23 protein-coding genes and 1 riboswitch are annotated in these 23,876 nt (G+C 36.8%); of the genes, 8 read left to right on the forward strand and 15 right to left on the reverse strand.

The window, feature by feature from the left end:
- Nucleotides 1-18: 18 nt before the first annotated feature.
- The 5 genes from ACQV2X_RS02810 to ACQV2X_RS02830 all read left to right on the forward strand — a co-directional run bounded on the left by ACQV2X_RS02810 (nt 19) and on the right by ACQV2X_RS02830 (nt 6,398).
- On the forward strand, nt 19-1,653 hold the full coding sequence (locus ACQV2X_RS02810) for a peptide ABC transporter substrate-binding protein (protein WP_428873094.1): 1,635 nt from the start codon (nt 19-21) through the stop codon (nt 1,651-1,653).
- Nucleotides 1,654-2,423: 770 nt separating this feature from the next.
- A complete protein-coding gene (locus ACQV2X_RS02815) occupies nt 2,424-3,365 on the forward strand; it encodes an ABC transporter permease (RefSeq protein WP_428873093.1) in 942 nt (313 codons plus the stop codon).
- Nucleotides 3,366-4,436: an oligopeptide ABC transporter permease gene (gene opp3C, locus ACQV2X_RS02820; RefSeq protein ID WP_428873092.1), complete on the forward strand. Its 1,071-nt coding sequence runs from the start codon at nt 3,366-3,368 to the stop codon at nt 4,434-4,436.
- Between the two features lie 8 nt (nt 4,437-4,444).
- On the forward strand, nt 4,445-5,515 hold the full coding sequence (locus tag ACQV2X_RS02825) for an ABC transporter ATP-binding protein (RefSeq protein WP_428875059.1): 1,071 nt from the start codon (nt 4,445-4,447) through the stop codon (nt 5,513-5,515).
- Entirely contained in the window at nt 5,508-6,398 is an 891-nt protein-coding gene (locus ACQV2X_RS02830; protein ID WP_428875060.1) for an ABC transporter ATP-binding protein, read from the forward strand. The genes ACQV2X_RS02825 and ACQV2X_RS02830 overlap by 8 nt, the downstream gene beginning before the upstream one ends.
- 58 nt (nt 6,399-6,456) lie before the next feature.
- On the opposite strand, the gene ACQV2X_RS02835 is transcribed toward ACQV2X_RS02830, so the two are convergent.
- The 6 genes from ACQV2X_RS02835 to ACQV2X_RS02860 form a co-directional block, all read right to left on the reverse strand.
- Nucleotides 6,457-6,657, reverse strand: coding sequence for a glycerate kinase (locus ACQV2X_RS02835; RefSeq protein WP_428873090.1), 201 nt, complete (start codon nt 6,655-6,657; stop codon nt 6,457-6,459).
- Nucleotides 6,648-7,553, reverse strand: a complete 906-nt coding sequence (locus ACQV2X_RS02840) for a glycerate kinase (protein ID WP_428894218.1) — start codon at nt 7,551-7,553, stop codon at nt 6,648-6,650. The genes ACQV2X_RS02835 and ACQV2X_RS02840 overlap by 10 nt, the downstream gene beginning before the upstream one ends.
- An 8-nt stretch (nt 7,554-7,561) precedes the next feature.
- The gene (locus tag ACQV2X_RS02845) at nt 7,562-8,833 is read right to left on the reverse strand and encodes a GntP family permease (protein WP_428891772.1); all 1,272 of its coding nucleotides are present in this window, start codon (nt 8,831-8,833) and stop codon (nt 7,562-7,564) included.
- Between the two features lie 130 nt (nt 8,834-8,963).
- Nucleotides 8,964-10,283, reverse strand: coding sequence for a DUF4767 domain-containing protein (locus ACQV2X_RS02850; RefSeq protein ID WP_428873087.1), 1,320 nt, complete (start codon nt 10,281-10,283; stop codon nt 8,964-8,966).
- 47 nt (nt 10,284-10,330) lie between these two features.
- On the reverse strand, nt 10,331-10,741 hold the full coding sequence (locus tag ACQV2X_RS02855; RefSeq protein WP_428873086.1) for an OsmC family protein: 411 nt from the start codon (nt 10,739-10,741) through the stop codon (nt 10,331-10,333).
- A 117-nt stretch (nt 10,742-10,858) separates the two neighbouring features.
- Entirely contained in the window at nt 10,859-11,125 is a 267-nt protein-coding gene (locus tag ACQV2X_RS02860; RefSeq protein ID WP_428873085.1) for a metal-sensitive transcriptional regulator, read from the reverse strand.
- Between the two features lie 167 nt (nt 11,126-11,292).
- Here ACQV2X_RS02860 and ACQV2X_RS02865 point away from each other — a divergent pair, with 167 nt between their 5' ends.
- Nucleotides 11,293-11,595, forward strand: coding sequence for a rhodanese-like domain-containing protein (locus tag ACQV2X_RS02865; RefSeq protein WP_428875062.1), 303 nt, complete (start codon nt 11,293-11,295; stop codon nt 11,593-11,595).
- A gap of 616 nt (nt 11,596-12,211) precedes the next feature.
- Here ACQV2X_RS02865 and ACQV2X_RS02870 read toward each other — a convergent pair.
- Nucleotides 12,212-13,405: a cation:proton antiporter gene (locus ACQV2X_RS02870; protein ID WP_428873083.1), complete on the reverse strand. Its 1,194-nt coding sequence runs from the start codon at nt 13,403-13,405 to the stop codon at nt 12,212-12,214.
- Between the two features lie 43 nt (nt 13,406-13,448).
- Nucleotides 13,449-13,531: riboswitch (Fluoride riboswitch) on the reverse strand.
- Between the two features lie 386 nt (nt 13,532-13,917).
- Here ACQV2X_RS02870 and ACQV2X_RS02875 point away from each other — a divergent pair.
- Entirely contained in the window at nt 13,918-14,571 is a 654-nt protein-coding gene (locus ACQV2X_RS02875; RefSeq protein ID WP_428873082.1) for a YitT family protein, read from the forward strand.
- A gap of 12 nt (nt 14,572-14,583) precedes the next feature.
- Nucleotides 14,584-15,288, forward strand: coding sequence for a YaaA family protein (locus tag ACQV2X_RS02880; protein ID WP_428873081.1), 705 nt, complete (start codon nt 14,584-14,586; stop codon nt 15,286-15,288).
- A 171-nt stretch (nt 15,289-15,459) separates the two neighbouring features.
- On the opposite strand, the gene ACQV2X_RS02885 is transcribed toward ACQV2X_RS02880, so the two are convergent.
- From ACQV2X_RS02885 to brnQ, 8 genes are all read right to left on the reverse strand, one after another.
- Nucleotides 15,460-15,681 carry a helix-turn-helix transcriptional regulator gene (locus ACQV2X_RS02885; RefSeq protein WP_090289833.1) on the reverse strand — a complete coding sequence of 74 codons (222 nt, stop codon included), beginning with the start codon at nt 15,679-15,681 and terminating at the stop codon, nt 15,460-15,462.
- Nucleotides 15,674-15,988 carry a DUF6442 family protein gene (locus ACQV2X_RS02890; protein WP_428873080.1) on the reverse strand — a complete coding sequence of 105 codons (315 nt, stop codon included), beginning with the start codon at nt 15,986-15,988 and terminating at the stop codon, nt 15,674-15,676. The genes ACQV2X_RS02885 and ACQV2X_RS02890 overlap by 8 nt, the downstream gene beginning before the upstream one ends.
- Nucleotides 15,989-16,289: 301 nt before the next feature.
- Nucleotides 16,290-17,309 (reverse strand): ABC transporter ATP-binding protein, encoded by a 1,020-nt coding sequence (locus ACQV2X_RS02895; protein WP_428873079.1) that lies wholly within the window; start codon nt 17,307-17,309, stop codon nt 16,290-16,292.
- Nucleotides 17,302-18,285 carry an ABC transporter ATP-binding protein gene (locus tag ACQV2X_RS02900; RefSeq protein WP_428873078.1) on the reverse strand — a complete coding sequence of 328 codons (984 nt, stop codon included), beginning with the start codon at nt 18,283-18,285 and terminating at the stop codon, nt 17,302-17,304. Before ACQV2X_RS02900 ends, ACQV2X_RS02895 begins: the two co-directional genes overlap by 8 nt.
- Nucleotides 18,286-18,296: 11 nt before the next feature.
- Nucleotides 18,297-19,274 carry a nickel transporter permease gene (gene nikC / locus ACQV2X_RS02905; RefSeq protein ID WP_428873077.1) on the reverse strand — a complete coding sequence of 326 codons (978 nt, stop codon included), beginning with the start codon at nt 19,272-19,274 and terminating at the stop codon, nt 18,297-18,299.
- Between the two features lie 12 nt (nt 19,275-19,286).
- On the reverse strand, nt 19,287-20,216 hold the full coding sequence (locus ACQV2X_RS02910; protein ID WP_428873076.1) for an ABC transporter permease: 930 nt from the start codon (nt 20,214-20,216) through the stop codon (nt 19,287-19,289).
- Nucleotides 20,217-20,279: 63 nt separating this feature from the next.
- The gene (locus tag ACQV2X_RS02915; protein ID WP_428873075.1) at nt 20,280-21,800 is read right to left on the reverse strand and encodes an ABC transporter substrate-binding protein; all 1,521 of its coding nucleotides are present in this window, start codon (nt 21,798-21,800) and stop codon (nt 20,280-20,282) included.
- Nucleotides 21,801-22,375: 575 nt separating this feature from the next.
- On the reverse strand, nt 22,376-23,692 hold the full coding sequence (brnQ, locus tag ACQV2X_RS02920; protein WP_428875067.1) for a branched-chain amino acid transport system II carrier protein: 1,317 nt from the start codon (nt 23,690-23,692) through the stop codon (nt 22,376-22,378).
- Nucleotides 23,693-23,876: the final 184 nt, after the last annotated feature.

Here is a 23,876-nt window from a genome sequence, read left to right on the forward strand (position 1 = left end):
ATTAAAAAGGAGCGGCTTATGAAAAATAAACTATTCAAATTTATAACGATTTCTATCGCAGTTACTGGTCTTCTCATAGGAAATCTTGCGCCGATATCAGCTCAAGAAATAGATCCCAATGTCGAACAAAAATTATCTATTATGTCGATTGGAGAACTAGCAACTCTAGACGCTATGCTTTATAATGATACCCCATCTTCAGATATGATCGGACAAATTTTTGAAGGACTTTACCGTGTTTCAACTGGTAGTGAAGTCGAATTGGGGCAAGCTGAAAATGTCGATATCTCTGAAGACGGTTTAACCTATACTTTCACCTTAAGAGATGGTTTAACTTGGTCTAATGGTGACCCTGTTACAGCTAACGATTATGTCTTTACTTATCAAAGATTAGTCGATCCGAATAACGCCAATACCTCTTCTTCTGTTGAAGTGTTTAAAAACGCTAGCAAAGTTCGTAATGGTGAAGCTGAACTTTCTGATTTAGGAGTGACTGCTCCTGATGAGAAAACTTTGGTAATTGAGTTAGAATATCCAGCTCCATATCTACCAAAATTACTCACAGGTTCTCGTTTTATGCCAGTTAACCAAAAGGTAGTTGAAGAAAAAGGTCAAGCTTATGGAACAAGCGCAGACAGTATTGCTATGAATGGTCCTTTCCTCATTGAAGGATGGGAAGGAACCAGTTTAGAATGGAAATTGATTAAAAACCCAAATTACTGGGATGCTGAAAAGGTCTTTTTAGAAGAAGTCCTAGTGTCTGTTGTTAAGGAAACAGGAACCGGAGCTGACTTATTTGACGCCGGCGAACTAGACTATACTATCTTGAATGATCAATTTGTAGGACAATACAATGGCGCTGATTTCTTCAACCAAATTCCTAAAGCAACTGTCGGACACTTACAGTTCAATGCCACCAAAGAACCAACCAATAATATTGCTTTGCGTAGGGCCATTATTCAAGCGATTGATAAAGACACTTATACCCAGTCAGTCATTCAAGATGGGTCAACTTCTTTAAACGGTTTCGTTCCTTCAGGATTTGATGTAAATGATGAAGGCGTGGATTACCGTGAAGAAGCGGGTGAAATGCTTACATTCGATATTGAGGCAGCTCAAAAAGATTGGGAAACAGCTCAAAAAGAATTAGGACAAGATAATATTGAGTTACAATTACTAATTTCTGACTCAGATTTAGCTAGTCGTACAGCTGAGTATATTCAAGCTCAATTAATGCAAAATCTTCCCGGATTAACGATTACAATTCGTTCTGTCCCTCTACAAAATCGTTTAGAATTACAAAGATCACTTGATTTCGATATCTTCTATGGAACTTGGGCTCCAGACTATCAAGATGCGATCAACTTTGTAGAACAAATGGAATCAGACGGAGGCATCAACTTTGGTCAATACTCCAATGAGAAAGTGGATCAATTAATTGATCAAGCCAGAAACGAGTTTGCCAATGACCCAGAAAAACGTCGTCAAGCTCTTATTGAAGCAGAAAAGATTGCCGTCGCTGATGAAGCTTCTCAGTCTTCATTCTATCAAGCATCTACTACCTACTTATTGGATACTAGCGTAAAAGGCTTCGAAGTTTTACCATTTGGTCGAACAATCAATTTAAGAACTGCATATCGAACTGCAGAGTAAATCTATAATAAATGAAACTCTAAACTTTCTTTATTAAAATAATTAGGCTACCTAGCAGTGGAAGATCCACTACCAGGTAGCCTAATTTTCGGTATTTATCATCCGTTCAATAGATACCAACCTGCTCAACTTCCGTTAGGAATCTCTTTTTTAAGAATAGCTAATATTATCTAACATACCATGTGATTGAATCACAAGCATCTCTCTTGGCTCAAGTTTTACCACAAATAATGCCTGCTTCCCTTCAATTTCAGCTTTAGGATATTCTCCTTCTTGCTAAAGTATTACGTTCAAAGTCGTCAAAGGTCACTAACTTATCCGATTGTTTGATAGCTTCTACTCAACGAATTCTAGCTATCGGATATCTGTTCTATCTAAATCTTTGAGACGAATCGCTTTCTTAATATCACCCATGTGTCACTCCCTTAAAATTAATCATTCTTTAATTATTTATGGTTCGAATAACAAATTTATTTAGTTTAAAAGCTTTAATTATTATTGGACTTTATCCATTTATCAAGTATTATACAAGCTAGATCATTAAACAGCCATGTAGTATTATTAGCTAGAACTATTAATAGTCTACCAATATTCTACTAAAGCTTTAAAATTTAATGGCTTTCCATTATAAATTTTTGACTCTATCAGCTCATGAAGTGGATAATTCTTACTTAATTGTATTAAAATAAAAGATAACATAAACAATAATGGCATGATTGACACAAAAGGGTTTATACTGTTTAACTTTAAAATACGAAAGGTGGATAACCATGAATTCCTACACAAAATTTATAATCCGGCGTGTTTTTTATATGTTAATTACGCTTTGGATTATTATTTCCGTTACCTTTTTCCTCTTACAGTTCTTACCTGGTTCCCCTTTTGCCAATCAAGATCTTTTAACCGAGACCCAACTTCAACTTTTAAATGAAAAATATGGTCTCAACCAACCTTTACTTGTTCGCTATTTTTCCTACTTAGCAAATATATTAAAAGGGGATTTAGGGGTGTCCTTTCAATATAATAACTTACCTGTTACTAAAATTATTTTAGATCGAGCCGGCCCCTCTATGATTTTAGGAGCTCAAGCCATGGGTTTTGGTGTGGTAATTGGAACTATCTTAGGAATGATTGCAGCTGTTAAACAAAACACTTGGATCGATACCTTCACCTCCGTTTTTGCTATTGGCGGAAGATCTGTTCCCAACTTTGTTTATGCTGTGGTCCTTCAATTTCTGTTTGCTGTTTGGCTAGATTGGCTACCAATTGCTTTCTGGCGTGACGGCTATGCCTCAACTATTCTTCCAAGTCTTGCTTTAGCCATTTCACCTATGGCAGAGTCTGCGCGTTTCGTTCGAACTGAGATGATTGAAGTGCTTCACTCTGACTATATTGAATTAGCAACCGCTAAAGGCTTTTCAAAATTTTATATAGTTACTAAGCATGCGCTGCGTAATGCGATTATACCTCTATTAACAATAGTAGGACCCATGACAGCAGCTGCCATGACCGGCTCACTGGTAATTGAACAAATTTTTTCAATTCCTGGAATTGGTGAGCAGTTTACCAAGTCAATTTTAGTGAATGACTACCCAACCATTATGGGAATTACAATTATGTATTCTGTCTTATTAGTTGTTATTATTTTAATCGTCGATATTCTATACGGCTTTATAGATCCTAGAATGCGACAAGTTGAAGGAGGTGGCTAGATGCCAATCGAAAATTCTTTAAATACGGCGAATAATGCTTCAACAAAACACACAGCGGATATAGATCCAAAGCTCTTTCAACCAAAAATTTCTATCCAAAGTGAAGACAACGAAAAAATTGAAGCCCCTTCACTGAACTTTCTACAAGATTCATGGCGGAGATTAAAAAAGAATAAAGGTGCTATGATTTCACTCTTTTTCGTTATTTTAATTCTACTTCTTGCTATTTTAGCCCCATGGATTGCACCCGCTTCACCGTTCCAACAAAATCCAGCTCAAGCAAACCTCCCTCCTAAAATACCAGGTTTAGAAGATTTTTCATGGTTTAGTGGTAAAAGTGTCAACCGAGGTGGTGCTTTGACTGATGCCTATCAAAATGCCAATGTGGCTGAGGGAACCTACTACTATCTTGGAACAGATGGTTTAGGTCGTGACCTCCTCTCACGTATTTTATATGGAACTCGAATTTCACTTTTAGTCGCATTTATTGCTGTTCTAATCAATGTCATTATCGGTGTAACCTATGGCATGATATCTGGTTGGCTAGGCGGTAAGGTAGATACACTGATGCAAAGAATACTGGAAATTATTTCAGGTGTTCCCAATTTAGTAATCGTTGTTCTGATGCTTTTAGTATTGCAGCCCGGTTTACTATCTATTATTATTACGATTGCCCTCACCTCTTGGATATCAATGTCCCGGGTGGTAAGAGCGCAAACACTTCGTTTAAAACAACAAGAATATGTCTTAGCTGCTAAGGTATTAGGCCAATCGACTGGCAAGATTCTATTAAAACATATCCTTCCCAATATGTTAGGAATTATTATTGTCCAAATGATGTTTGCTATACCATCTGCCATCTTCTTTGAAGCTTTTTTAAGTTTCATCGGGATTGGAATCCCTGCACCCAACGCTTCCTTAGGAACTTTATTGAGTGAAGGTTACAAGACTTTTCGCTTTTTACCCCATTTAATGTGGTATCCAGCAGCTGTTATCTCATTAATCATGTTGTCCTTTAACTTATTAGCAGATGGACTGCGTGATGCTTTTGATCCCAAAATGAAAGAGTAGGTGACTTCATGAATAAGGCTATCATTCAAATTAAAGACTTAAATATTTCCTTCAAAACCTTTGCTGGCCAATTAAAAGCTATTCGTGGAATCAACTTATCCTTGTATGCCGGTGAAACATTAGCAATTGTTGGCGAATCAGGCTCAGGTAAATCAGTAACCACACGTGCATTGATGGGGCTTCTAGCTAAAAATGCGACCATTGAAGCAGGCGAAGTGATATTTGAAAAACGAGACCTTTTAAAATTATCTAAAAAAGAAATGGAAGCTATACGTGGTAGCAAAATTGCCATGATTTTTCAAGATCCAATGACCGCCCTCAATCCTACCCTAACCATCGGAAGACAAATTACTGAAGTTTTAATTCGTAAACGCGGTTTTAATCACTCACAAGCGCGTAAAGAAGCCATTAACCTTTTGGATTTATGTGGAATTGTTCAATCAGAGAAAAGAATTAATCAGTATCCACATCAATTTTCAGGTGGTCAAAGACAGAGGATTGTGATAGCGATTGCTTTAGCGGGAGATCCTGAAGTGCTTATTGCCGATGAGCCCACAACTGCTTTAGATGTAACCATTCAAGCACAAATCATTGAATTACTTAAAAAAATTCAACAAGAAAAGAATATGACCATTATCTTTATCACTCATGATTTGGGTGTGGTTGCCAATGTAGCAGACCGAATTGCCGTTATGTATGCGGGTAAAATCGTTGAAATAGGGACAGTGGATGATATTTACTACCATCCTCAACATCCCTATACCTGGGGACTTTTGACAGCTATGCCAACCATTTCCAAACAAGATCAATTATATGCTATCCCCGGTAGCCCACCTGACCTTTTAAATCCTCCTAAAGGAGATGCTTTCGCCTATCGGTCAGAATATGCTTTGGCTATCGATTTTGAGGAGGAACCGCCCATGTTTGAAGTCAATCCTGGACATTATGCAGCCACTTGGTTACTCCACCCAATGGCTCCAAAAATGACCCCGCCAACTGCTATCTTAGAAAGATATCAACGTTGTCGAAAAAAGCAGTCACAGACCGATAAGAGTGGAATGGAGGAGCATTATGAATAAGCATGCACCTATTCTACAAGTTAAGCACTTGAAACAATACTACCACCAAGGAACTGATAAGGAAGTCAAAGCGGTAGACGATGTTTCCTTTGAAATCTTTCCTGGAGAAACTTTTGGGTTAGTTGGAGAATCAGGTTCTGGTAAATCAACGATTGGCAAAGCAATTGTTAACCTCTATCAACCGACCAGTGGTGAAATTATCTTTCAAGACAAAGCTTTATCGAGTAGCTACAACAAAAAGGAACGTTTGAAATTCCATAAAGAAATTCAGATGATTTTCCAAGACCCTTATGCTTCTTTAAATCCTCGTATGAAGGTTCGTGATATTATTGCTGAAGGCATTGATATTCATGGACTCGCACAATCAAAAGAGGAAAGAGACGAAAAAGTCAATCGACTCTTAGAAGATGTAGGGCTCAATATTGATCACGCTGGTCGCTATCCTCATGAATTTTCTGGCGGTCAACGTCAACGTATTGGGATAGCACGAGCTTTAGCAGTTGAACCAAAATTCATTGTTGCCGATGAACCGATATCAGCTTTAGATGTTTCCATTCAAGCTCAAGTGGTCAATTTATTACAAGAACTAAAAGAATCAAGAGGACTAACCTATCTCTTTATTGCCCATGATTTATCCATGGTTAAATATGTCAGTGATCGCATTGCCATTATGAACCGTGGTCGGATTTTAGAGTTAGCCGAAGCTGAGGAATTGTATGCAAACCCTTTACATGCCTATACCCAGTCCTTACTCTCAGCAATTCCTTTACCAGATCCTGATTACGAACGTCAACGTCAACGTATTCATTATCAGGTTGATCCAGAAAAGTTGGCTGAAGAGATCCTTAAAGAAGTCAAACCTAATCACTGGCTTGCTCAATAAACTAAACAAAAATCACCATTGAATAAGTTTATTCAATGGTGATTTTACTTTTAACTCTTTAATAGTTGACAAACAGCTTGGCTACTGCTGTTAAATTTTCCTCTGTATGAGTTAGTAGGTCTTGCAAGGAGCTTGGCCCAGGCGTAATACTCAAAATCGCATCAAAGCCTAACTGATATAAGATTTCAATATCATTTCTGACAGAACCACATAATGCGATCACTTTCGACCGGAAAGCTACTTGTTTAGCTAATTGCATGACTCCAAAAGGGGGTTACCGTATTGCGTTTGAAAGTCAATCTGACCCTCTCCTGTAAAACAAATATCGACATCTTGTAAAGCTGTCTTCAAATTGACTGTTTCTATAACAATATCGATGCCTCTTTTATGTTTTGCAGAAGTAAATGCTAATAATCCTGCCCCTAACCCACCAGCAGCCCCAGAACCAGCAATATGAGCCACTTCACGATTCAAGTCACGATAAATAAGGCGTGAGAAATGTTCAAGATTCGCATCAAGCTTTTCAATCATTTCTGGACTTGCCCCTTTTTGCGGACCACACAGCGGATTATTGGCATCACAGGCAACCTTGAAGATAGCATGCTCTAGACCAGGATGAATAGTCTGACAATCAATCCTATCCAAATGCGATAAGCCTTGGTTGCCGAAAGGAATCTCTTGACCTTCTATGTCTAATAAACGATAGCCTAAGGCTTGAGCCATACCGGCTCCCCCGTCATTCGTAGCAGACCCTCCAATCCCTAAAATAAATGAGCGAACTCCTCGATCTAGACATGCCTTAATGACTTGACCTGTTCCATAGGTTGATGTTAATAAAGGATTACGATCTTCTTTTTCAATAAGATGAATGCCTGATGCACTGGCCATTTCAATTACGGCTGTTTTGCCATCTCCTAAAATACCATACCGGGCTTGAATTTTTTCTCCTAAAGGTCCCTGCACTTCGACTGTATAATAAACTCCCTGACTCGCATCAATCAAGGCTTCAGTGGTACCTTCACCTCCATCTGCCATCGGAAGCTGAAGAATTTCTGCTTGAGGAAAGACTTGTTGCACACCTTTTTTTATAGCCTGGCAAGCATGTTTTGCCGAAACCGCTTCTTTAAAAGAATCACAGGCCATCACAATTTTCATTAATTTTACTAACCTCCTAAAACGCCATAGATACTGGTTGAAACAATAGTTAAAACGAAACCTACTAATGATTCATATGGAATTAGTTTTAGACATTCTTTAAAATCAGCTGATACGGATCCTCCTGTCGCGTGGAAGAATGAACCATGAGGTAAATGGTCTAATACTGTCGCCCCTGCGTGTAACATAGCAGCTCCACTGATAGGAGAAACACCTGACGAGAGAATAGTTGGTGAAAAAACAGCTGAGCCAACTGCCGATCCTGAAGTAGTCGAAGCGGTCGCCGCACTCATAAAAATTCCTGCTAAAGGTGCTAAAAGATAGGCAGGTAAACCTAAAGAGTCTAGACTATTAGTAAGGACATCTCCTAAAGTAGAATTGGTAATCACTCCTGCGATTAAACCTGTTCCTAAAAGGATAATAGCCACATTAATCATCTTACTTAAACCATATTGAGTATATTCTTGTAAGTGCTTAACATGTCCCACCATTATCAAGCCAAAAAGACCTCCCAGAGGAAGAGCCAACATAGGATCAATCATTATATTAAACAAGGGGCGTAAAGATAGTAAAACAATCGCTAAAACAGGTCCTGACAAGGCTTTCCATAAATAAGGTAAATTTTCTGCTGTTTGATCGTCTCTTGAAGTTCCTGTTTGTTCAATTTGACTGCCTTTATTAATTAATCGTTTGGCTAGCCAAGCTGTAAACATCACCCCAATCAAGGCTGGAATAAGACCAGCTAACATGACTTGAGTTAAGGAAACACCAAAACCATCGGAAACAGCAATAGAGTTAGGATTTGGTGAAATAATATTACCTGATTTGCCGCCACCAATCATAGCCATCAAAAGTGCAGTCCGTGAATAACCCAATTCTTTACCAATCTCTAAAGCGATAGGCGCAACCGTTATGACAGATATATCAATAAAAACCCCCACAAAAGTTAAAATCATAGTAGCAAGTGCGATCGCTAATAAAGCTCTTTCGCTTCCCAAACCCTTAATAATAGCATGGGCAATGGCAGCTGCCGAACCTGTCTTAATTAAAACACCTGCAAGGATTCCAGCTGCTAGTATCCTTAAGATAGAGGTAATCATGCCTTGCGCACCATTTGTCATGAGACTGATGGTTTCACTTAGATTCGCTCCTCCTAATAATCCTCCGAATAAAGCGCCGATAAATAAAGCATAAAAAACTGGAAACTTTTTAAAGATTAATAAGATAACCAATAATAGACCTAACAAAGCGCCGATAGCCGTTACTGTTACTACTTCCATTTCCCCACTCCTAATTGATTATTGAATGGCTTCATTATATTGTTTCTTAATATCTTTGCCAATCTTATTAGCCAATCAGTGACTATATAAAAAGACAGCTTCAAAAGAGAAGCTATCTTTTTCTAATGATTTAATAAATGGATTTAAAAAGTTGATAAAGTTCTACATTGGCTGTGTCTTTAAAATGATGAACCGCTAAATTGTCAGGTCCTTCCATGGTAATCAAAACTCTTGGGATTCCTTGATCTTCAACAAATAAATAAAAATGTCGTTCCGCTCTAGGATTATCTTGATCACGAATATCAGTCATTGCCATTAAGACATTGATTTCATCATTAATAAGCTGTTCAGCTTGATAATGAGCCTTTCGTTCCTGACCATCTAAGTGAATTACCATTGACTTTAAAGGAAGGTCCCCACCTAAGAAGTCTATAGGCGTCTCTGGAGTGACAAACTCATATTTTTGACCCATTTTTGCTTGCCAGTCTCTGACTGCTGTCATCAATGCTTGTTTTTGCTTTGATGACCCATTTAATGATTGCTCTTTTGCTTCAGTCGATAATGACTGGACTTGATAATTGGGGTAATAATTATTAATCACTCGACCATATACTTGTGACCAATCGTAAGCTACTAAAGGATGTAGCTCAGGACTAGCCAAGTGACCCTCTGTGATTTTACCAGAAGGAATATGGAAATAATAAGGAGTCGTTCCCCCAATATCTTGTACAAATGCTCCGTTGGTGATGGTATACATTTCATATTGTTCACTCGGATACTCTAACTCTTCAGGAATAGTAAACATCTCGTCACCAAAACCAAAACTATAGGCTTCTGGTGCATAGCTAGAAGCTAGACTGATGCGAATTAATTGGTCGAGATGTTGATCATCAAGTGCTAAATATTTCACAATGTTTTTTGCAAAATCAGTCCCCTCTAATAGAAAATAGCCCGGTAAGTTCTGATTGATACCGGCTTGATAAGATTCCATAATCGCACTGACTATGAAAAGACGTAATTGATTCAAAGCTTTTTGATCTGCTGAACTTAATTCAGCTAACAACATCTTTTCTAGACCAAAAGAATGTGAAAATATTTCTCTTAAATTGCCAATATGATTCGCGTCTTCTTCAACACTTTGATATTCAATAAGATTCTCATAATAATCATTGTAAAGCTTTGGAATGATCCAATGATAGGAGGTATCAAAATTAGCCGGCCCCATTTGCTGTAAACTAGCAATAGTATATTGGGGAGCATCTAATGAATAGGATTGTACCGTTTCTTGCCACAGTTCCATTGCTTGTCGAACTTCTTGAATATCTACTGCTTCTTCGGCAAAGACTAAATTCTCACCTTGAGCAAAGTAACTTTGATGAGGAGAATGAACCATCCCCATACCACTGAAGCCAGTCACCATCATCAGGCCAAGTCGTAAAATTTTCTTCATTGCTAACACCCTTTCCCTTATTTTTTATTCATAACGATTGAACACTTTTAGTTGATAACAACTTGGTAAGTAGCATTAGCTTTCATTAACTTATGCATGGGACAGCGTTCAAGAGCAACTTCTACGATAGAATCAGCTAAATCTGCTTGAACATGGGGCATAGAGATTTGAACTTTAACCACAAATTGATAGCCGGGATTATCTTGGTGTAGTTCGACCAAGACAGATACTTGAGTCTGGTGTTTAATCCCTCGACGAATTTCTTCTGCTTCTATGGTAGCATTTAGACAAGTTGCTATGGCCATTCCCAGAAGCTGCTCCGGATTACTACCTTCTATTTCACTTAATGGACTGGAAACCTTAACTTCAAAACCTGCTGGATCTTCAACAAAGGTTTTGCCTTGAATACCGTCTCGATTAACTACTTTAGTTTGATAAAGCGTTTTTCCTTCCATCATTTGCAAAAAACCTCCTGTACTCTTTCTGATACTATTGTATAAGCTTTTTTTAGAATATGCTATCTATGTCTCACTAAAAACTAAATCTTTCGCTTTCATTACTTGATAGCTCACACTCTATTTTTTTATAATCATCGAAATAGCTTGCTCTAGTCGTTGATTCTGCTTTTCTGAATCTTTATCACCAGTAGTTAAACATTCTTTTAAATTTTCAACCATGATTATGCCCATAATACGATCCACACTCGAACGAATAGCAGTTAGTTGGGTTACTATATCCATACAGTCTCTGTCCTCTTCTAACATCTTTTGGACCCCTCTTAATTGACCTTCTGCTCGTTTTAAACGATTAAGTAGGTTTTTCTTATTATTATCTTTATGCATGATAAACTCCTCTTATGTATTTGTTCTTAAATTTTAAAACTTGACAAATCTTTTGCATTGATGTTTAATATACCCTACCGGGTATGTTAAGTATATAATTTATTGGCTTAAACTACCACTTATTTATAAAAAATCACTTTTATATGTCAAACAGAAAGGAAGATACCATGTTCCCAACGATTTCCATTGAAGAACTTTATCAAAAATCTCAGGAAAAATCGCTTAATATTATTGATGTTCGAGGTGAAGCTGAATTCCAAGAAGGACATATCCCTGGATCTAAAAACATCCCCTTGAATCAGCTCCCAAATGAATATACATCTCTTAATCAAGATAAAGAATACTATTTAGTATGCCACTCGGGTGGACGTTCTAAAAGGGCTAGCCAATTCTTATCTAAAATGGATTATCAAGTGACTAATGTTACACCTGGAGCACCTTCTTGGCCTGGTGAACTAACCACCGACTAAGCAGAAATTATTAAATTATAAAAGCCATCAGATCTAATAAGGCACTGCCCCCAAATAGTGAGCCAAACATAAAAACACCTCCGTTGAATTCGTGTGAAATGAATTTAATGGAGGTGTTTGATTAGGGTTAATCACCTAGCTTACTCTGCAGAAACAAAATGGAAATGTATTGAATTGAAACGTCATCAAGCAGCGATGGATGTCCTAAAAAAACACAAAGAGTTGAAGAGGAGTGGGTACCAAAAGTGGTCGTCGAAACGGTTGAAAGTTTAAAACCGCATGATTCGGTGAGTTTAATCCTCTCCTGCTTAGGGATCCGCTCGATCTACTTATTATCGTTGGAAAGTTCGTATAAATGCTAACCTAGAAAATGAAGGGAAAATTAAAATTGGACAATTATGTAAGAAACAGCCTTTCACCTATGGTTACCGTAAAATCACCCATTTAATCAACTTATAAACAGAAAAAACTGTTAATCATAAGCGAGTTCAACAAATATTAGGATAGGTGTCACCGGTTCAATACCGACAACAAGCAGCCTAACAGAGGTATTTTTTATTCTGTCCCATTTATGGGGTACAGTGCCACAACAGATCATGATGGCTTTTTGTGCTAATTATTTGACTGAAGTATCCTCATGTTCTAACCAAAGCGGCGCAAAATAATCAATAAAGATAGCGCCTAATGGAGCTGTTATTAAAATAGATACAGTGGCGGCTATTAAAATTAAAGAACCACTAGCAATACCAGCCATTAATGGGAGTCCACCGAGGGAAGCTTGAACCGTAGCTTTTGGTAAATAAGCTCCCATAATAAAATAACGCTCTTTCTTTGCAAATGGTGTCTTTAAAATGGATAAAGCAACCCCCAACATACGGAAAATAAGACCTATTACAATAATGATTACTATCGGCCAGCCCGCTTCTAAGGCTAAACTCGGATTGACAATCACTCCTAGGAAGACAAAGAGGAAAATTTCAGCAAACTGCCAAATTTTTTGATACGAGGCTGTTAAAGTGACAGCCCTTTGCGGCGCTTTCTTTTGCACAATTAGGAAAATCACTAAAACAGCAAGCACACCTGAATAAGGCAGGATGTCAGTTAATAAGCTCTCTAAACCAAGAACTAAAAAAGAAATAGCTAAAGAGACAATTAAAGCTTGTTGCCCTTCCCACTGATAGCGGTTTAAGAAATAACTTAAGCTATGCCCCACTAAAAACCCCAAAAATATTCCTGTGACTACTGAAATAGGTGCAGATAATACCGTTGATGCTGAAACACCTTGACCTTGAGCTAATTGCATAAAGGCTGCAAATAATACAAAAATTAAAATATCATCTGCTGTCCCGCCTGCTAAAATCATTTGAGGAATGGCCTGTTTAGTTCCTAATCCTCGGTCAATTAACCCCACCATTCTCGGTACTAATACCGCAGGTGATACAGCCGCCAGTACACTAGCTAATAAAAATGAATCAACATAAGATATGTTTAAAAGATAAGGTCCAATCAAACCAATAGCTAAAATTTCACAAATTGCAGGTAAAAAACACATTAAAATAGCTGGTCTTCCTACTTTAATTAAATCCGAAAATTTTAAAGTTAGTCCAGCTCTAATCAAAATAATCATCAAAGCAATTTGACGAATTTCTCCCGCCAAATGTGTTAATTCACTAGATAATAAATTGAAAACATTTGGACCTAAACAAATACCTAATACCAAATAGGCTAACAGTTTTGGTAAGTTAATTTTTTCGAATAGTTTTCCAAACAACCACCCCAATATCAAGACAAGCCCTAAACTCCACAACATTGCTTCTCCTCCTTTAAAATACAAAAACTTCTGTATGCCAAAAAAGCATACAGAAGTCATCAGCTAATTAGCGGTTTATCTACCTTGCTGAAGGTAAATAGGAAGTACTTCATTTCCTTTAAATCTTAGTTTACCCTATTCTATTTTGTTAGGCAAGCTAAACTTTTAAGAAAAGCAATAATTTTAAAAGGGTAATTTTATTTGCCAAATTCCTAGTTCGTGCTATAATTTTTATAGTATCGTTTTACGATGGATACTGGTTCGTTCATTTCGATCAGTAGGGTTTATCTGATGCTTATATCGTCGATAAAGAGCCTAGTTGAAACCTGATGTGGGGTCTGCAAAGGCTAAAAAGATTACTAGAAGCTCAGAGTTTTACCAAAAGAAAAATTAGCAAACAAAAAAAGCATCCATACCATCTTAAGATTGCCGTACGAGGTTAGCCTACGACACAAGCAGTCTTTTTTTGTGTCCTAATGAGACTTCGTGTAATAAAAATTAGGAGTGTAAATATGCTTAAGCGCTTTTTGAGTCGCTTTTTATTAAGTAAAAAAGAAATATTGGTTATTGCATTAGGAGCCTTTATCATGGCTTTTGGCTTGGTGAACATTCATATACCCGCTAAAATTACAGAAGGGGGTGTCATTGGTTTAGTTCTCTTCTGCTATCATTTCTTTGGCTGGGAGCCATCTAAATTAAGTTTTTTAGCAGATATTACTTGCTACCTTATTGGCTTATCCTTATTAGGTAAAGATTTTATTCGCCGTGCCATTCACGCATCCTTTCTATTTGCTGTTTTCTATCGCCTTTGTCTTTGGATGGGACCTGTTCTTCCAAGCCTTTATGATAGGCCTTTATTAGCTGCTATCTTAGGAGGCGTTGCAATCGGCGTAGGATGTGGTTTATGTATCAGTCAAGGTTGTGCCGCAGGGGGCGATGATGCTTTGGCAATGGTTATTTCTGAGAGGGCCTACGTATCAATTACAAAAGCCTATTTGTTAACAGATGGCGTGGTTTTATTACTTTCACTGCTATATATTGCTCCACAACACCTGATCTTTTCTTTTATTACCACTTTAGTTTCATCAACAATTATTGGTCAATTCGAACTACATTTTCCTAGCTTTGAATTACCAAAAGCTTCATCCGTTGCTAAAGCCCAATAAAGGAGTGTGCCTATGACTTTAATTATTTTCTCCCCCAGTAAAGAGATGGATACGATAGTCGGTAATGATTTAATTCCTCAATCAGATCCCGTCCAAGCCATTATTAAAGAGCTTGTCTTAAAAGATACGACTGAGTTAGAAAAACTCTTTAAATGCTCAGCTGAGCTTGCTCAAGATATCTATCATCGTTATCAAGTCATTAATGAAAAAACAGCTCGTCAGGCTTATCAAGTCTATCAAGGTCTAGCCTTTCGGCAAATCGAATGGGATAAAATTGACTTGAACTATGCCATTGACCATCTGAAAATTCTGTCTGCTTTATATGGGCCAATCTCTCCCATTCAACCAATCAATCCCTACCGTTTAGACTTTAATACCTCGCTAAAAATCAAAAATCAAAGCTTAAAAAGCTTGTGGAAACCTCTTTACAATAATGTGTTCGAAGAACAAACCGTCATTAATCTCGCTTCTAATGAGTTTGCTTCTTTACTAGACCCTAAAAAAATGCAACTCATCCAGATTAACTTCTATAAAGATATAGAATTAGGTAAAAAGGCACCTTCAGCCACCAGTAAAAAATTGAGAGGAGCTCTACTCAACTATTTACTACAAACAAAATCTTTAGATTTAAATACCTTTAAAGCATTTAAGGCCTTTGAATATAGCTATGCCAATGGTGATTTCGAAAACAAAGAAATTAACTACTGTCTCAATTAGTAAAATATTCAAAATCTAAAACCCTCTTAAAACAACATGATAAGGTGTTTAAGAGGGTTCTTATTTAAATCAATTTCATTTATCTGCTGGAAACTCTACAGATTTTACCTACATTTTAAACTATATTCTATAAAATCTTAGTTAAGAATAAATTTTGATTAAAATATCGTATTAATTATCTCCAGTAGATAGATAAAAAATTTCTTCAAATTTCTTATCGAGTGCTAAACATAGTAAATAGGCCAATTTTGCAGTTGGGTTATACTGACCTGTTTCTATTGAGGAAATAGTATTTCGAGATACTCCAACCATTTTTGCCAATTCTTCTTGGGTTAGTTTTAATTCTTTTCGTAAACCTTTTAGATTATTCTTTAGTTTTAACTTTTCATCCATAATAAAGATCCTTTAAAAAAAACACTATTGCAACTAATCCCACTGTAAACAATAGGATAAACAAAAATAAATATTTTATTTCTTTCCTTGCAAAGTATTTATATAATTCTCCTACCCCAATTGAAAGACACAGCATGGCAAGAATATCCAAAAAAGGGAGATTCTGCGATTCTTTAATAGCGGAAATAAATGCAGCGATACCAATTAATGCCCTCGAAATCCAAACGCTCGATTTATCATTAACAAAAATCTCTCCCTCATCTTTTTTTTCCTTTTGAGCCAGCTTTAAAAAATCATCTTTTTCCAAGTTTATCTCCCCTTTGCCATGTTTACTTTTCTTAAATTGTATATTTGCAAAGTTAACTTGTCAAGATAAAAATTTATTATCTTCAATAATTACGAAAAAACTATGAATTGATTGGCTCAAACATCTCCTTCGCATAAATCCTCTGACTTAGAAAGCTTTTATGAGAATAAAGCTTTTAACTACGCTTATATGAAAGGTAATTTCCAAAAGAAACAAATCAACTATTGCTTAATGAAATAAAATCATTATAAAAATCCCTTCTAACTACCTATTACAGAGGTGTTTTAGAAGGGATATTAATTTAAATCAATTTCATCTGTTCTTCAGGAAATTCTACCGACTTTGCAAATTTAATATCATTGTATAAGTGACATGCCACAAAGTGACCCGGTTCAACTTCTCTGAGTTCAACTGGAGTTGTCTTACAAATCTCCATACAGTGTTTACATCTACCAGCAAAACGACAACCCTCTGGAGGGTTCACCGGACTTGGTACATCTCCTTCTAAGAAAATCCGCTCTCGTTTAACTCCAACTTTTGGAATCGGAATAGCTGAAAGTAAAGCTCTCGTATAAGGATGTAATGGATTTTCAAAAATCCGATCATAAGTACCTAATTCCACGATCTGACCAAGATACATAACAGCAATCCGGTCAGAAATATGCCGAACAACTGATAAGTCATGTGAAATAAAGAGATAAGTCAGACCAAATTCCTCTTGCAGTTGATCCATCAAGTTTAAGATTTGAGCCTGAATGGAAACATCCAAGGCAGAAACCGGTTCATCTAAAACAAGAAACTTCGGTTGAAGAATAAGTGCCCTAGCAATACCAATTCTTTGACGCCGTCCGCCATCTAATTCATGTGGGAATGAACCTGCTAACCGTCTAGCTAGACCTACCGTCTCCATCATTTTATACACTTTTTGCTCTAATTCAGCCTGGTTTCTTGTCAATTTATTAACACGTAAGGGCTCAGCTATTAAGTCAAAAGTGGACATCCTTGGATTAAGAGAAGAGTAAGGGTCTTGAAAAACTATTTGCATCTCTTGACGCATCAAGCGCATTTCTTTCAAGCCCTTGTATTCCATAATGTTCTTACCTTCAAGGTAAATCTCACCGGCCGTTGGTTCATGTAAACGAATAATGGCACGTCCTGCCGTAGACTTTCCACAACCAGACTCACCCACTAGACCCAAAGTCTCACCTTTTTTAATATCAAAACTAATATTATCAACCGCTTTTAAATCACCGGCTTTAGTGGGGAAATATTTTTTAAGATTACGCACACTAATCAATGCTTCTTGATTATTGTTAGTCAAGGTTTTCTCCCCCTTCCTGGTTATATAAATGACAAGCTACATAGTGACCAGGTTTTACTTCACGATATTCTGGAAATTTATACTTACAAATTTCCATGCAATGTTTACATCTTGGATGGAAGCGACAGCCTGACGGTAAATCCGAAGGGTCCGGTGTTGAGCCAGAAATGACTTTTAATTTATCCACATCTTCATCGGCACTTGGAATGGAATCAAACAAACCTCGCGTATAAGGATGCAGTGGTTCTTCATATAAACTCTCAACAGAAGCATGTTCCACAATCGTACCAGCATAAATAACCGATACATAGTCGCAAATTTCAGCGACTACACCTAAATCGTGAGTGATTAAAATCATTGATGTATCGTATTTATCTTTTAAATCTTTCATTAATTCTAGTACTTGTGCTTGAATGGTTACATCGAGAGCCGTTGTCGGTTCATCGGCAATAATTAATTCCGGATTACATGCAAGAGCCATCGCAATAACCACCCGCTGCTTCATACCACCAGAGAATTGATGTGGATAGTCATTCAATCTTTCTTTACGGATTCCAACTAACTCTAACATTTCTTCTGCTTTTGCAACGGTTTCTTCTTTAGTAAGATCTTGATGGAGTTCGATAACTTCCTTAATTTGATCTCCAACGGTCATTATCGGATTTAATGAAGTCATTGGATCTTGGAAAATCATCGAAATTTTATTGCCTCGGATATTGAACATATCCTTTTCTTTAACATTCATTAAGTCTTGATCTTCAAGTAAGATTTCACCTGAGGTAATCTTACCAGGAGGATCTTGAATTAATTGCATAATAGCTAAAGCCGTTGTTGTTTTTCCTGCACCAGTTTCTCCAACTAACCCCAAGGTCTCTTTCTTACCGATTGACAGATTCAAATTATTAACTGCGTATACAGTTCCTGAATCTGTCTCATATTGTACACTAACATTTCGTAAGTCTAATAATTCCACCATAATCTTTCCCCCTAGCGCTTCAGCTTAGGATCGAGTGCATCACGCAGACCATCCCCTAAGACATTTAATGCAAAAATCGTTGTAACAATAGCCAGTCCTGGGAAGAGGGTCATATGTACAGCATCTCGAATGTAAGAACGACCACCTGATAACATAGCTCCCCACTCTGGTGTTGGTGGCTCTAATCCTAAACCGATAAAACTTAAACCAGCAGCATTAATAATTGCATAGGCAACCCCGAGGGTCGCTTGAACAATAATCGGTGCCATACAGTTTGGAATGATATGTTTTAAGATAATTCTAAAATCACTCGAACCATTTGCTTTAGCTGCTTCCACAAATTCCATATCACGAATAGAAAGCACAGAGGAGCGTACTAAACGCGCATAACCGGGAATAGCTGCAATCCCTACAGCAATCATAAGGTTTGCCAATCCGGGCCCTAAAGCTGCCATAATAGCAATCGCTAATAGAATATCTGGTATCGATTGTAGAATATCAATAAAGCGCATAAGCATATTATCTACTCGACCACCATAATAACCTGTCACTGCTCCAATCGCTACACCAATAATCAGTGAAATCGATACCGAAATAAATCCAACTTTTAGGGAAATTCTTGATCCATAAATAACCCTAGAAAAAATATCACGACCCAAATCATCTGTTCCAAATAGATGTTCTGAACTTGGTGGTGCAAATTGATTGTGTAGGTTTTGTTCAGCAAAACCATAAGGAGCAATCTGATCTGCAAAAATAGCCACTAATACCAAAAGTCCAATAATAAAGAGACCCACCATTGCCAATTTATTACGTTTCATACGAATCCAAATGTCTTGCAGACCACGGAAGCGACCACGCTTATGTTCTTGCTCTTTCAGATAATGGTCCTTTACAACTGAATGCTCTTCTTCCATTCCGCTAACTATCTGATTACGGTCTAATTCAGCTACTTCATCTTTTTCAGAGTTTAATTTAGGATTTTCCATGTTGATACCCCCTTACACATATTTTGTCTTAATTCGTGGGTCAACATAGGTATATAGGATATCCACAATTAAGTTAACAATACTAAAGGTTACCGCCACAAAGAGAACACATCCCAGAACCATCGGCATATCACGCATCTTGATGGAGTCAACCATCAAACGACCAATACCAGGAATTGAGAAGATTACCTCTGTCATTAAGGCTCCCCCCATAAGCTGACCAAACTGAGTACCGACAATTGTAATGATTGGAATCAAGGCGTTTCCAAGCGCATGCTTCCAAACGACAACATTTTGCCGCTGACCCTTGGCTTTTGCTGTTTGAATATAGTCTTGTCGAATAACTTCCAGCATTGAAGATCGAGTCATCCGCGTAATAACCGAAACGGACTGGGATCCCAAGGCAACAGCAGGAAGAACCATCTGAGATGGCATTGAAAATCCTGATGATGGGAACCAGCCTAGTCTAACAGAGAATAACATAATAAGTAAAAGTCCTAACCAGAATACTGGCATTGAAATACCAATTAAAGCAAAAACCATAGCGATATTATCAAAAATAGAATACTGTTTAATCGCACAGATAATTCCAATTGGAATACCTAATAGAACAGCAAAAGAAATGGAAAGAAATGCTAATTTTATTGTAGCACCTGCTCGGTTAAAAATCTCAGCTGCAACTGAAGACTTAGTAATATAGGAAGTTCCTAAATCTAATTTAGTAAATACATTCTTAATGTAACGACCAAATTGTACTAAGAACGGATCTTCTAATCCCATTTCTAGTCTTAAAGCCTTAACTGCTGCCTCAGAAGCAGAAGGTCCTAAAGCATTTCGTGCAGGATCTCCTGGAGTGATATAAAGCAAAGCAAATACAATAAAAGAGACGCCTAAAATGACAGGAATTAAATACAGTAGCCTTTTTAATATATATTTTAGCATGTTTTAACGCACCCTCTTCTTTAGATAGAGGAGATGTTTCCATCTCCTCTAGAATACAATGAACTATTTTTCTCCCTTAGTTACCGGCGCTAATTGATACCATCCAAATGGAGAAAGTTTAATATTTTTAACATCTTTTTGAGCACCCACTGTCAATTCTTTATTGTGCTCTGGAATCCAAGCTGTGATATCCATTAAATGTTCTTGTGCTTGACGGTAAAGGTCTGCACGCTCCTCATCATCTTGAGAGAAACGGGCTTCTTCTAACATCTTATCTAACTCATCATCTTCAAGATAGATGTAGTTACCACCTTCACCTTTAGCTGAAGAGTGGAAGCATGGATATAAGAAAGTATCTGGGTCTGGAGAATCTGCTGTCCATGCAATTTCAAACATATCGTGTTTACCATTCTTAATTAACTCGTTAAATGCTGACCATTCTAATACGTTTATTGAAACATCAATACCTACTTCTGATAATTGTTCCTTCATAGCAGTTGCCATATCAATCCGGTCTTTGTTTTCATTAGTTGAAATAGAAGTTTCAAAGCCATCTGGGAAACCAGCTTCTTCTAGTAATTCTTTCGCTTTTTCAACGTCGCGTGCACGTGGCTCATATTCATCAGAGATAGAATAAGCTAACGTAGGTGACATTACACCTGTAGCTGTTTGACCTAATCCTTTAAATACAGCTTTAACGATCGAATCAATGTCAATTGCATAAGAAATCGCTTCACGAACTTTTGGATCATTAAATGGTTCTTTAGCAATATTAAATCCTAAATAAGTTGTCCCATAGTCAAAAGATTTCAATAATTGTAATTTATCATTGTTTTCAACCTTCTCAAGATCAATTGCTGAGATGTCATAAGCAATATCTACCCCACCAGATTCCAACTCAATCACACGGTTACTTGGTTCAGGGATTACACGGAAAATTAAATTCTTGTATTCAGTTTTTTCCCCATGGTAATCATCAAAACGTTCCATTTCAACAGAATCTGCCTTGGTCCACTTAACAAATTTCACAGCGTTAGTTCCTACAGGATTACGTGCGTAATCATTACCTGCTTCGTTTACTGCTTTTTCATTTACGATATATGCACCAGGGTGGCATAAAGCAGCTAAAATACCAGAAAACGGCTCAGTTTGTTTAAATTCTACTGTATAGTCATCAGTAGCTTTTACAGAGTCAATATCGATTGTTTCGAATAAGTGCTTCACGTTTGGTGCTTCAATCGCACGTTTTAGAGAAAAAACAACGTCAGATGCCTTTAATTCTTCTCCATTATGGAATTTGATTCCTTGTTTTAATTTAAAAACGTATGTTGTTTCATCAGGTTGATCAAAACTTTCAGCCAAGCTAGGTTCTGCCTTACCCTCATCATTGATTTTAACTAATCCCTCATATATTTGAGTCATAACATGACTGGACTGGTTATCATTGGTGGCAATCGGATCGAGTGAAATTGCATCCCCAGATACAGCAACTGTTAAAGTTTCGCCACTTCCTCCACCAGAACAGCCTACTAATAAAAATACGCCCATTAACAATAACGTAAATAATCCTAATTTTCTTTTCATCATAATTGCTCCTTTATTTATTTGAAAAATCAACTCTCTTAAAAGTGAAATTTTTCACAAAGACCAGATAACAATAACTTACCCATTATCCTCCTTCCATAAATATTCATTCCGTTGCAAGCGGATTCATATTTTCAGTCTACCTTTTACCTGTTTGTTTGTCAACGCTTTCTTTATTGACATACAGCTATCTTTTAAAATTTTTATTTTGCTCTAAAATATAATATGAGTAACTATCAAAAAATTTATTGATTTATTTAGTGAAATTTTTTAGTTAATTTTTGGTTAATATTTTATTTATATTGTGAATAAATAAATATGAACGACCTTCATTTTTTTGTTGAGCATATTATTCATTTAAATAGTTTCTTTTCTTTGATTTTCTTCACAATCTTTATTGGATAAGAACGACTTTATTTCAATGAATTAAGTAATTATAGATTGTGCATTCTCTAGATCAAAAAATTCAATAAAAAAATACTGGATCTAAGTCCAGCATTTTTATATCACTTTATTGAAATGTTAATTTGAAAATAAATTATTAAAAATTTTATTAGGCTAATGCTTTAATTTCTTTAGACAGTAAAGTCTAAGCTTTGGGAACGGTCGACAAAAATAACACTGACTAAAGTTCCAAGGACGAGAGTTGGAATCCATGCAAAGCCAATTTTTACTAGGGGCATATCTACAAGCCACTTCCACTCGATGACTTTAGCGTTCAATAGAACAGAAAAAAAGCTAACTAATAAGACGAACAGTAGAGGTAATAAAAATTGCATTCTGTTAAGTGGTCGCACTTTATGTAAGATGACAAGGAAAATAAGAGACATAGTGACAGGATAAATTATCTCTAAAACAGGACCACTAGTCGCTATAATTTGATCCAATCCTTGATTGGCCATTAACCATGACACAGCAGTCATTATGATAACATGATTTTGATAGGAAATCTTAGGGTATAGATCATGAAAAAACTGACTAATTGCTGCTACTAGGCCACAAGCGGTGGTTAAACAAGCTAAAAAGACAATAATTCCTAACAAAGCAACACCGGATTGCCCCATAGCATTATTTGCTATAGTCTGTAATAGAAAAGTTCCAAGATTTTGACCTTCAGGCAGAGCCTCTGTTAGACTAATATGATTACCAACCCATGCTAGACCAAAGTAGAAAAGTCCCAATAAGCTTGCTGCAATTAATGAAGCCTTGCTTCCTTCTTTTAATAGTGTTTTTTGATCAAAGACACCTTTTGTTTCAAAAGCACTTTTAACAACAATAGCAAAGGCTAATGTGGCAAGTGTGTCCATAGTAGCATAACCCTTAACAAAACCTTCAGCCAAAGGATTGTTTTGATATGCTATTTTCATCGGAGCAGAAGGTTCATTTGTTCGATAAAGGAAATAGGATCTTACTAGAAAAATGACTAAGGAAATTAACAAAGCTGGCGTCAGCCACTTGCCAATCGCATCAACTATCGAATTCTTATTTAATGAAATCCACAAAACAAGGCCAAAAAAGACGAAGGTAAATAGGGCTAAAGTAATCCCATTAGCGTTAGATATATATGGAAGAGCGGACATCTCATAAGTAGTTGTGGCCGTCCGCGGAATAGCAAACAAGGGCCCTATGATTAAATAGTTACAAGTTAATAAAACAATCGCAAAGACAGAGTTAATTTTACTCAAAGCATTAAAATAACCGCCTTTTAAACTTGAGCCAACAATCATCGACAATAATGGCAACCCGACGCCGGTAATGATGAAACCTAAAATAGCTGGTAATAAACTCTGACCTGCTTCGTGGCCGAGAGCAACTGGAAAGATTAAGTTACCTGCTCCAAAAAACATGGCAAATAACATAAAACCAATAGCTAATAGATCTTTCTTCTTCATACTAATCCCTCCAGAAAATAAAGTAGGTTTATTTTATTAAAATTGCATGAGGATTTCAAGAGGAATTTCTAATAAAAATTAAGTAAACGAATTCATTTATACAATCAAAAAAGCTGGCCATTAGCCAGCTTCAGACTGAAGACAAACCCTTTGTGAGTTAATCTCAAATAAAGGGGTTGTCTTT

This window comes from Facklamia sp. P12945 (genome assembly GCF_050409485.1).
GTDB lineage: Bacteria > Bacillota > Bacilli > Lactobacillales > Aerococcaceae > Facklamia.

What these genes read in the sequence shown, in the direction of transcription:
- ACQV2X_RS02830 (WP_428875060.1), top strand. Translation starts at nt 5,508, where the DNA reads ATGAATAAGCATGCACCTATTCTACAAGTTAAGCACTTGAAACAATAC.
- nikC (WP_428873077.1), bottom strand. Translation starts at nt 19,274, where the DNA reads ATGGAAAATCCTAAATTAAACTCTGAAAAAGATGAAGTAGCTGAATTA.
- brnQ (WP_428875067.1), bottom strand. Translation starts at nt 23,692, where the DNA reads ATGAAGAAGAAAGATCTATTAGCTATTGGTTTTATGTTATTTGCCATG.
- ACQV2X_RS02870 (WP_428873083.1), bottom strand. Translation starts at nt 13,405, where the DNA reads ATGTTGTGGAGTTTAGGGCTTGTCTTGATATTGGGGTGGTTGTTTGGA.
- ACQV2X_RS02825 (WP_428875059.1), top strand. Translation starts at nt 4,445, where the DNA reads ATGAATAAGGCTATCATTCAAATTAAAGACTTAAATATTTCCTTCAAA.
- ACQV2X_RS02840 (WP_428894218.1), bottom strand. Translation starts at nt 7,553, where the DNA reads ATGAAAATTGTGATGGCCTGTGATTCTTTTAAAGAAGCGGTTTCGGCA.
- ACQV2X_RS02845 (WP_428891772.1), bottom strand. Translation starts at nt 8,833, where the DNA reads ATGGAAGTAGTAACAGTAACGGCTATCGGCGCTTTGTTAGGTCTATTA.
- ACQV2X_RS02855 (WP_428873086.1), bottom strand. Translation starts at nt 10,741, where the DNA reads ATGATGGAAGGAAAAACGCTTTATCAAACTAAAGTAGTTAATCGAGAC.
- ACQV2X_RS02865 (WP_428875062.1), top strand. Translation starts at nt 11,293, where the DNA reads ATGTTCCCAACGATTTCCATTGAAGAACTTTATCAAAAATCTCAGGAA.
- ACQV2X_RS02910 (WP_428873076.1), bottom strand. Translation starts at nt 20,216, where the DNA reads ATGCTAAAATATATATTAAAAAGGCTACTGTATTTAATTCCTGTCATT.
- ACQV2X_RS02880 (WP_428873081.1), top strand. Translation starts at nt 14,584, where the DNA reads ATGACTTTAATTATTTTCTCCCCCAGTAAAGAGATGGATACGATAGTC.
- ACQV2X_RS02885 (WP_090289833.1), bottom strand. Translation starts at nt 15,681, where the DNA reads ATGGATGAAAAGTTAAAACTAAAGAATAATCTAAAAGGTTTACGAAAA.
- ACQV2X_RS02815 (WP_428873093.1), top strand. Translation starts at nt 2,424, where the DNA reads ATGAATTCCTACACAAAATTTATAATCCGGCGTGTTTTTTATATGTTA.
- ACQV2X_RS02875 (WP_428873082.1), top strand. Translation starts at nt 13,918, where the DNA reads ATGCTTAAGCGCTTTTTGAGTCGCTTTTTATTAAGTAAAAAAGAAATA.
- ACQV2X_RS02860 (WP_428873085.1), bottom strand. Translation starts at nt 11,125, where the DNA reads ATGCATAAAGATAATAATAAGAAAAACCTACTTAATCGTTTAAAACGA.
- ACQV2X_RS02835 (WP_428873090.1), bottom strand. Translation starts at nt 6,657, where the DNA reads ATGCAATTAGCTAAACAAGTAGCTTTCCGGTCGAAAGTGATCGCATTA.
- ACQV2X_RS02900 (WP_428873078.1), bottom strand. Translation starts at nt 18,285, where the DNA reads ATGGTGGAATTATTAGACTTACGAAATGTTAGTGTACAATATGAGACA.
- ACQV2X_RS02850 (WP_428873087.1), bottom strand. Translation starts at nt 10,283, where the DNA reads ATGAAGAAAATTTTACGACTTGGCCTGATGATGGTGACTGGCTTCAGT.
- opp3C (WP_428873092.1), top strand. Translation starts at nt 3,366, where the DNA reads ATGCCAATCGAAAATTCTTTAAATACGGCGAATAATGCTTCAACAAAA.
- ACQV2X_RS02810 (WP_428873094.1), top strand. Translation starts at nt 19, where the DNA reads ATGAAAAATAAACTATTCAAATTTATAACGATTTCTATCGCAGTTACT.
- ACQV2X_RS02915 (WP_428873075.1), bottom strand. Translation starts at nt 21,800, where the DNA reads ATGAAAAGAAAATTAGGATTATTTACGTTATTGTTAATGGGCGTATTT.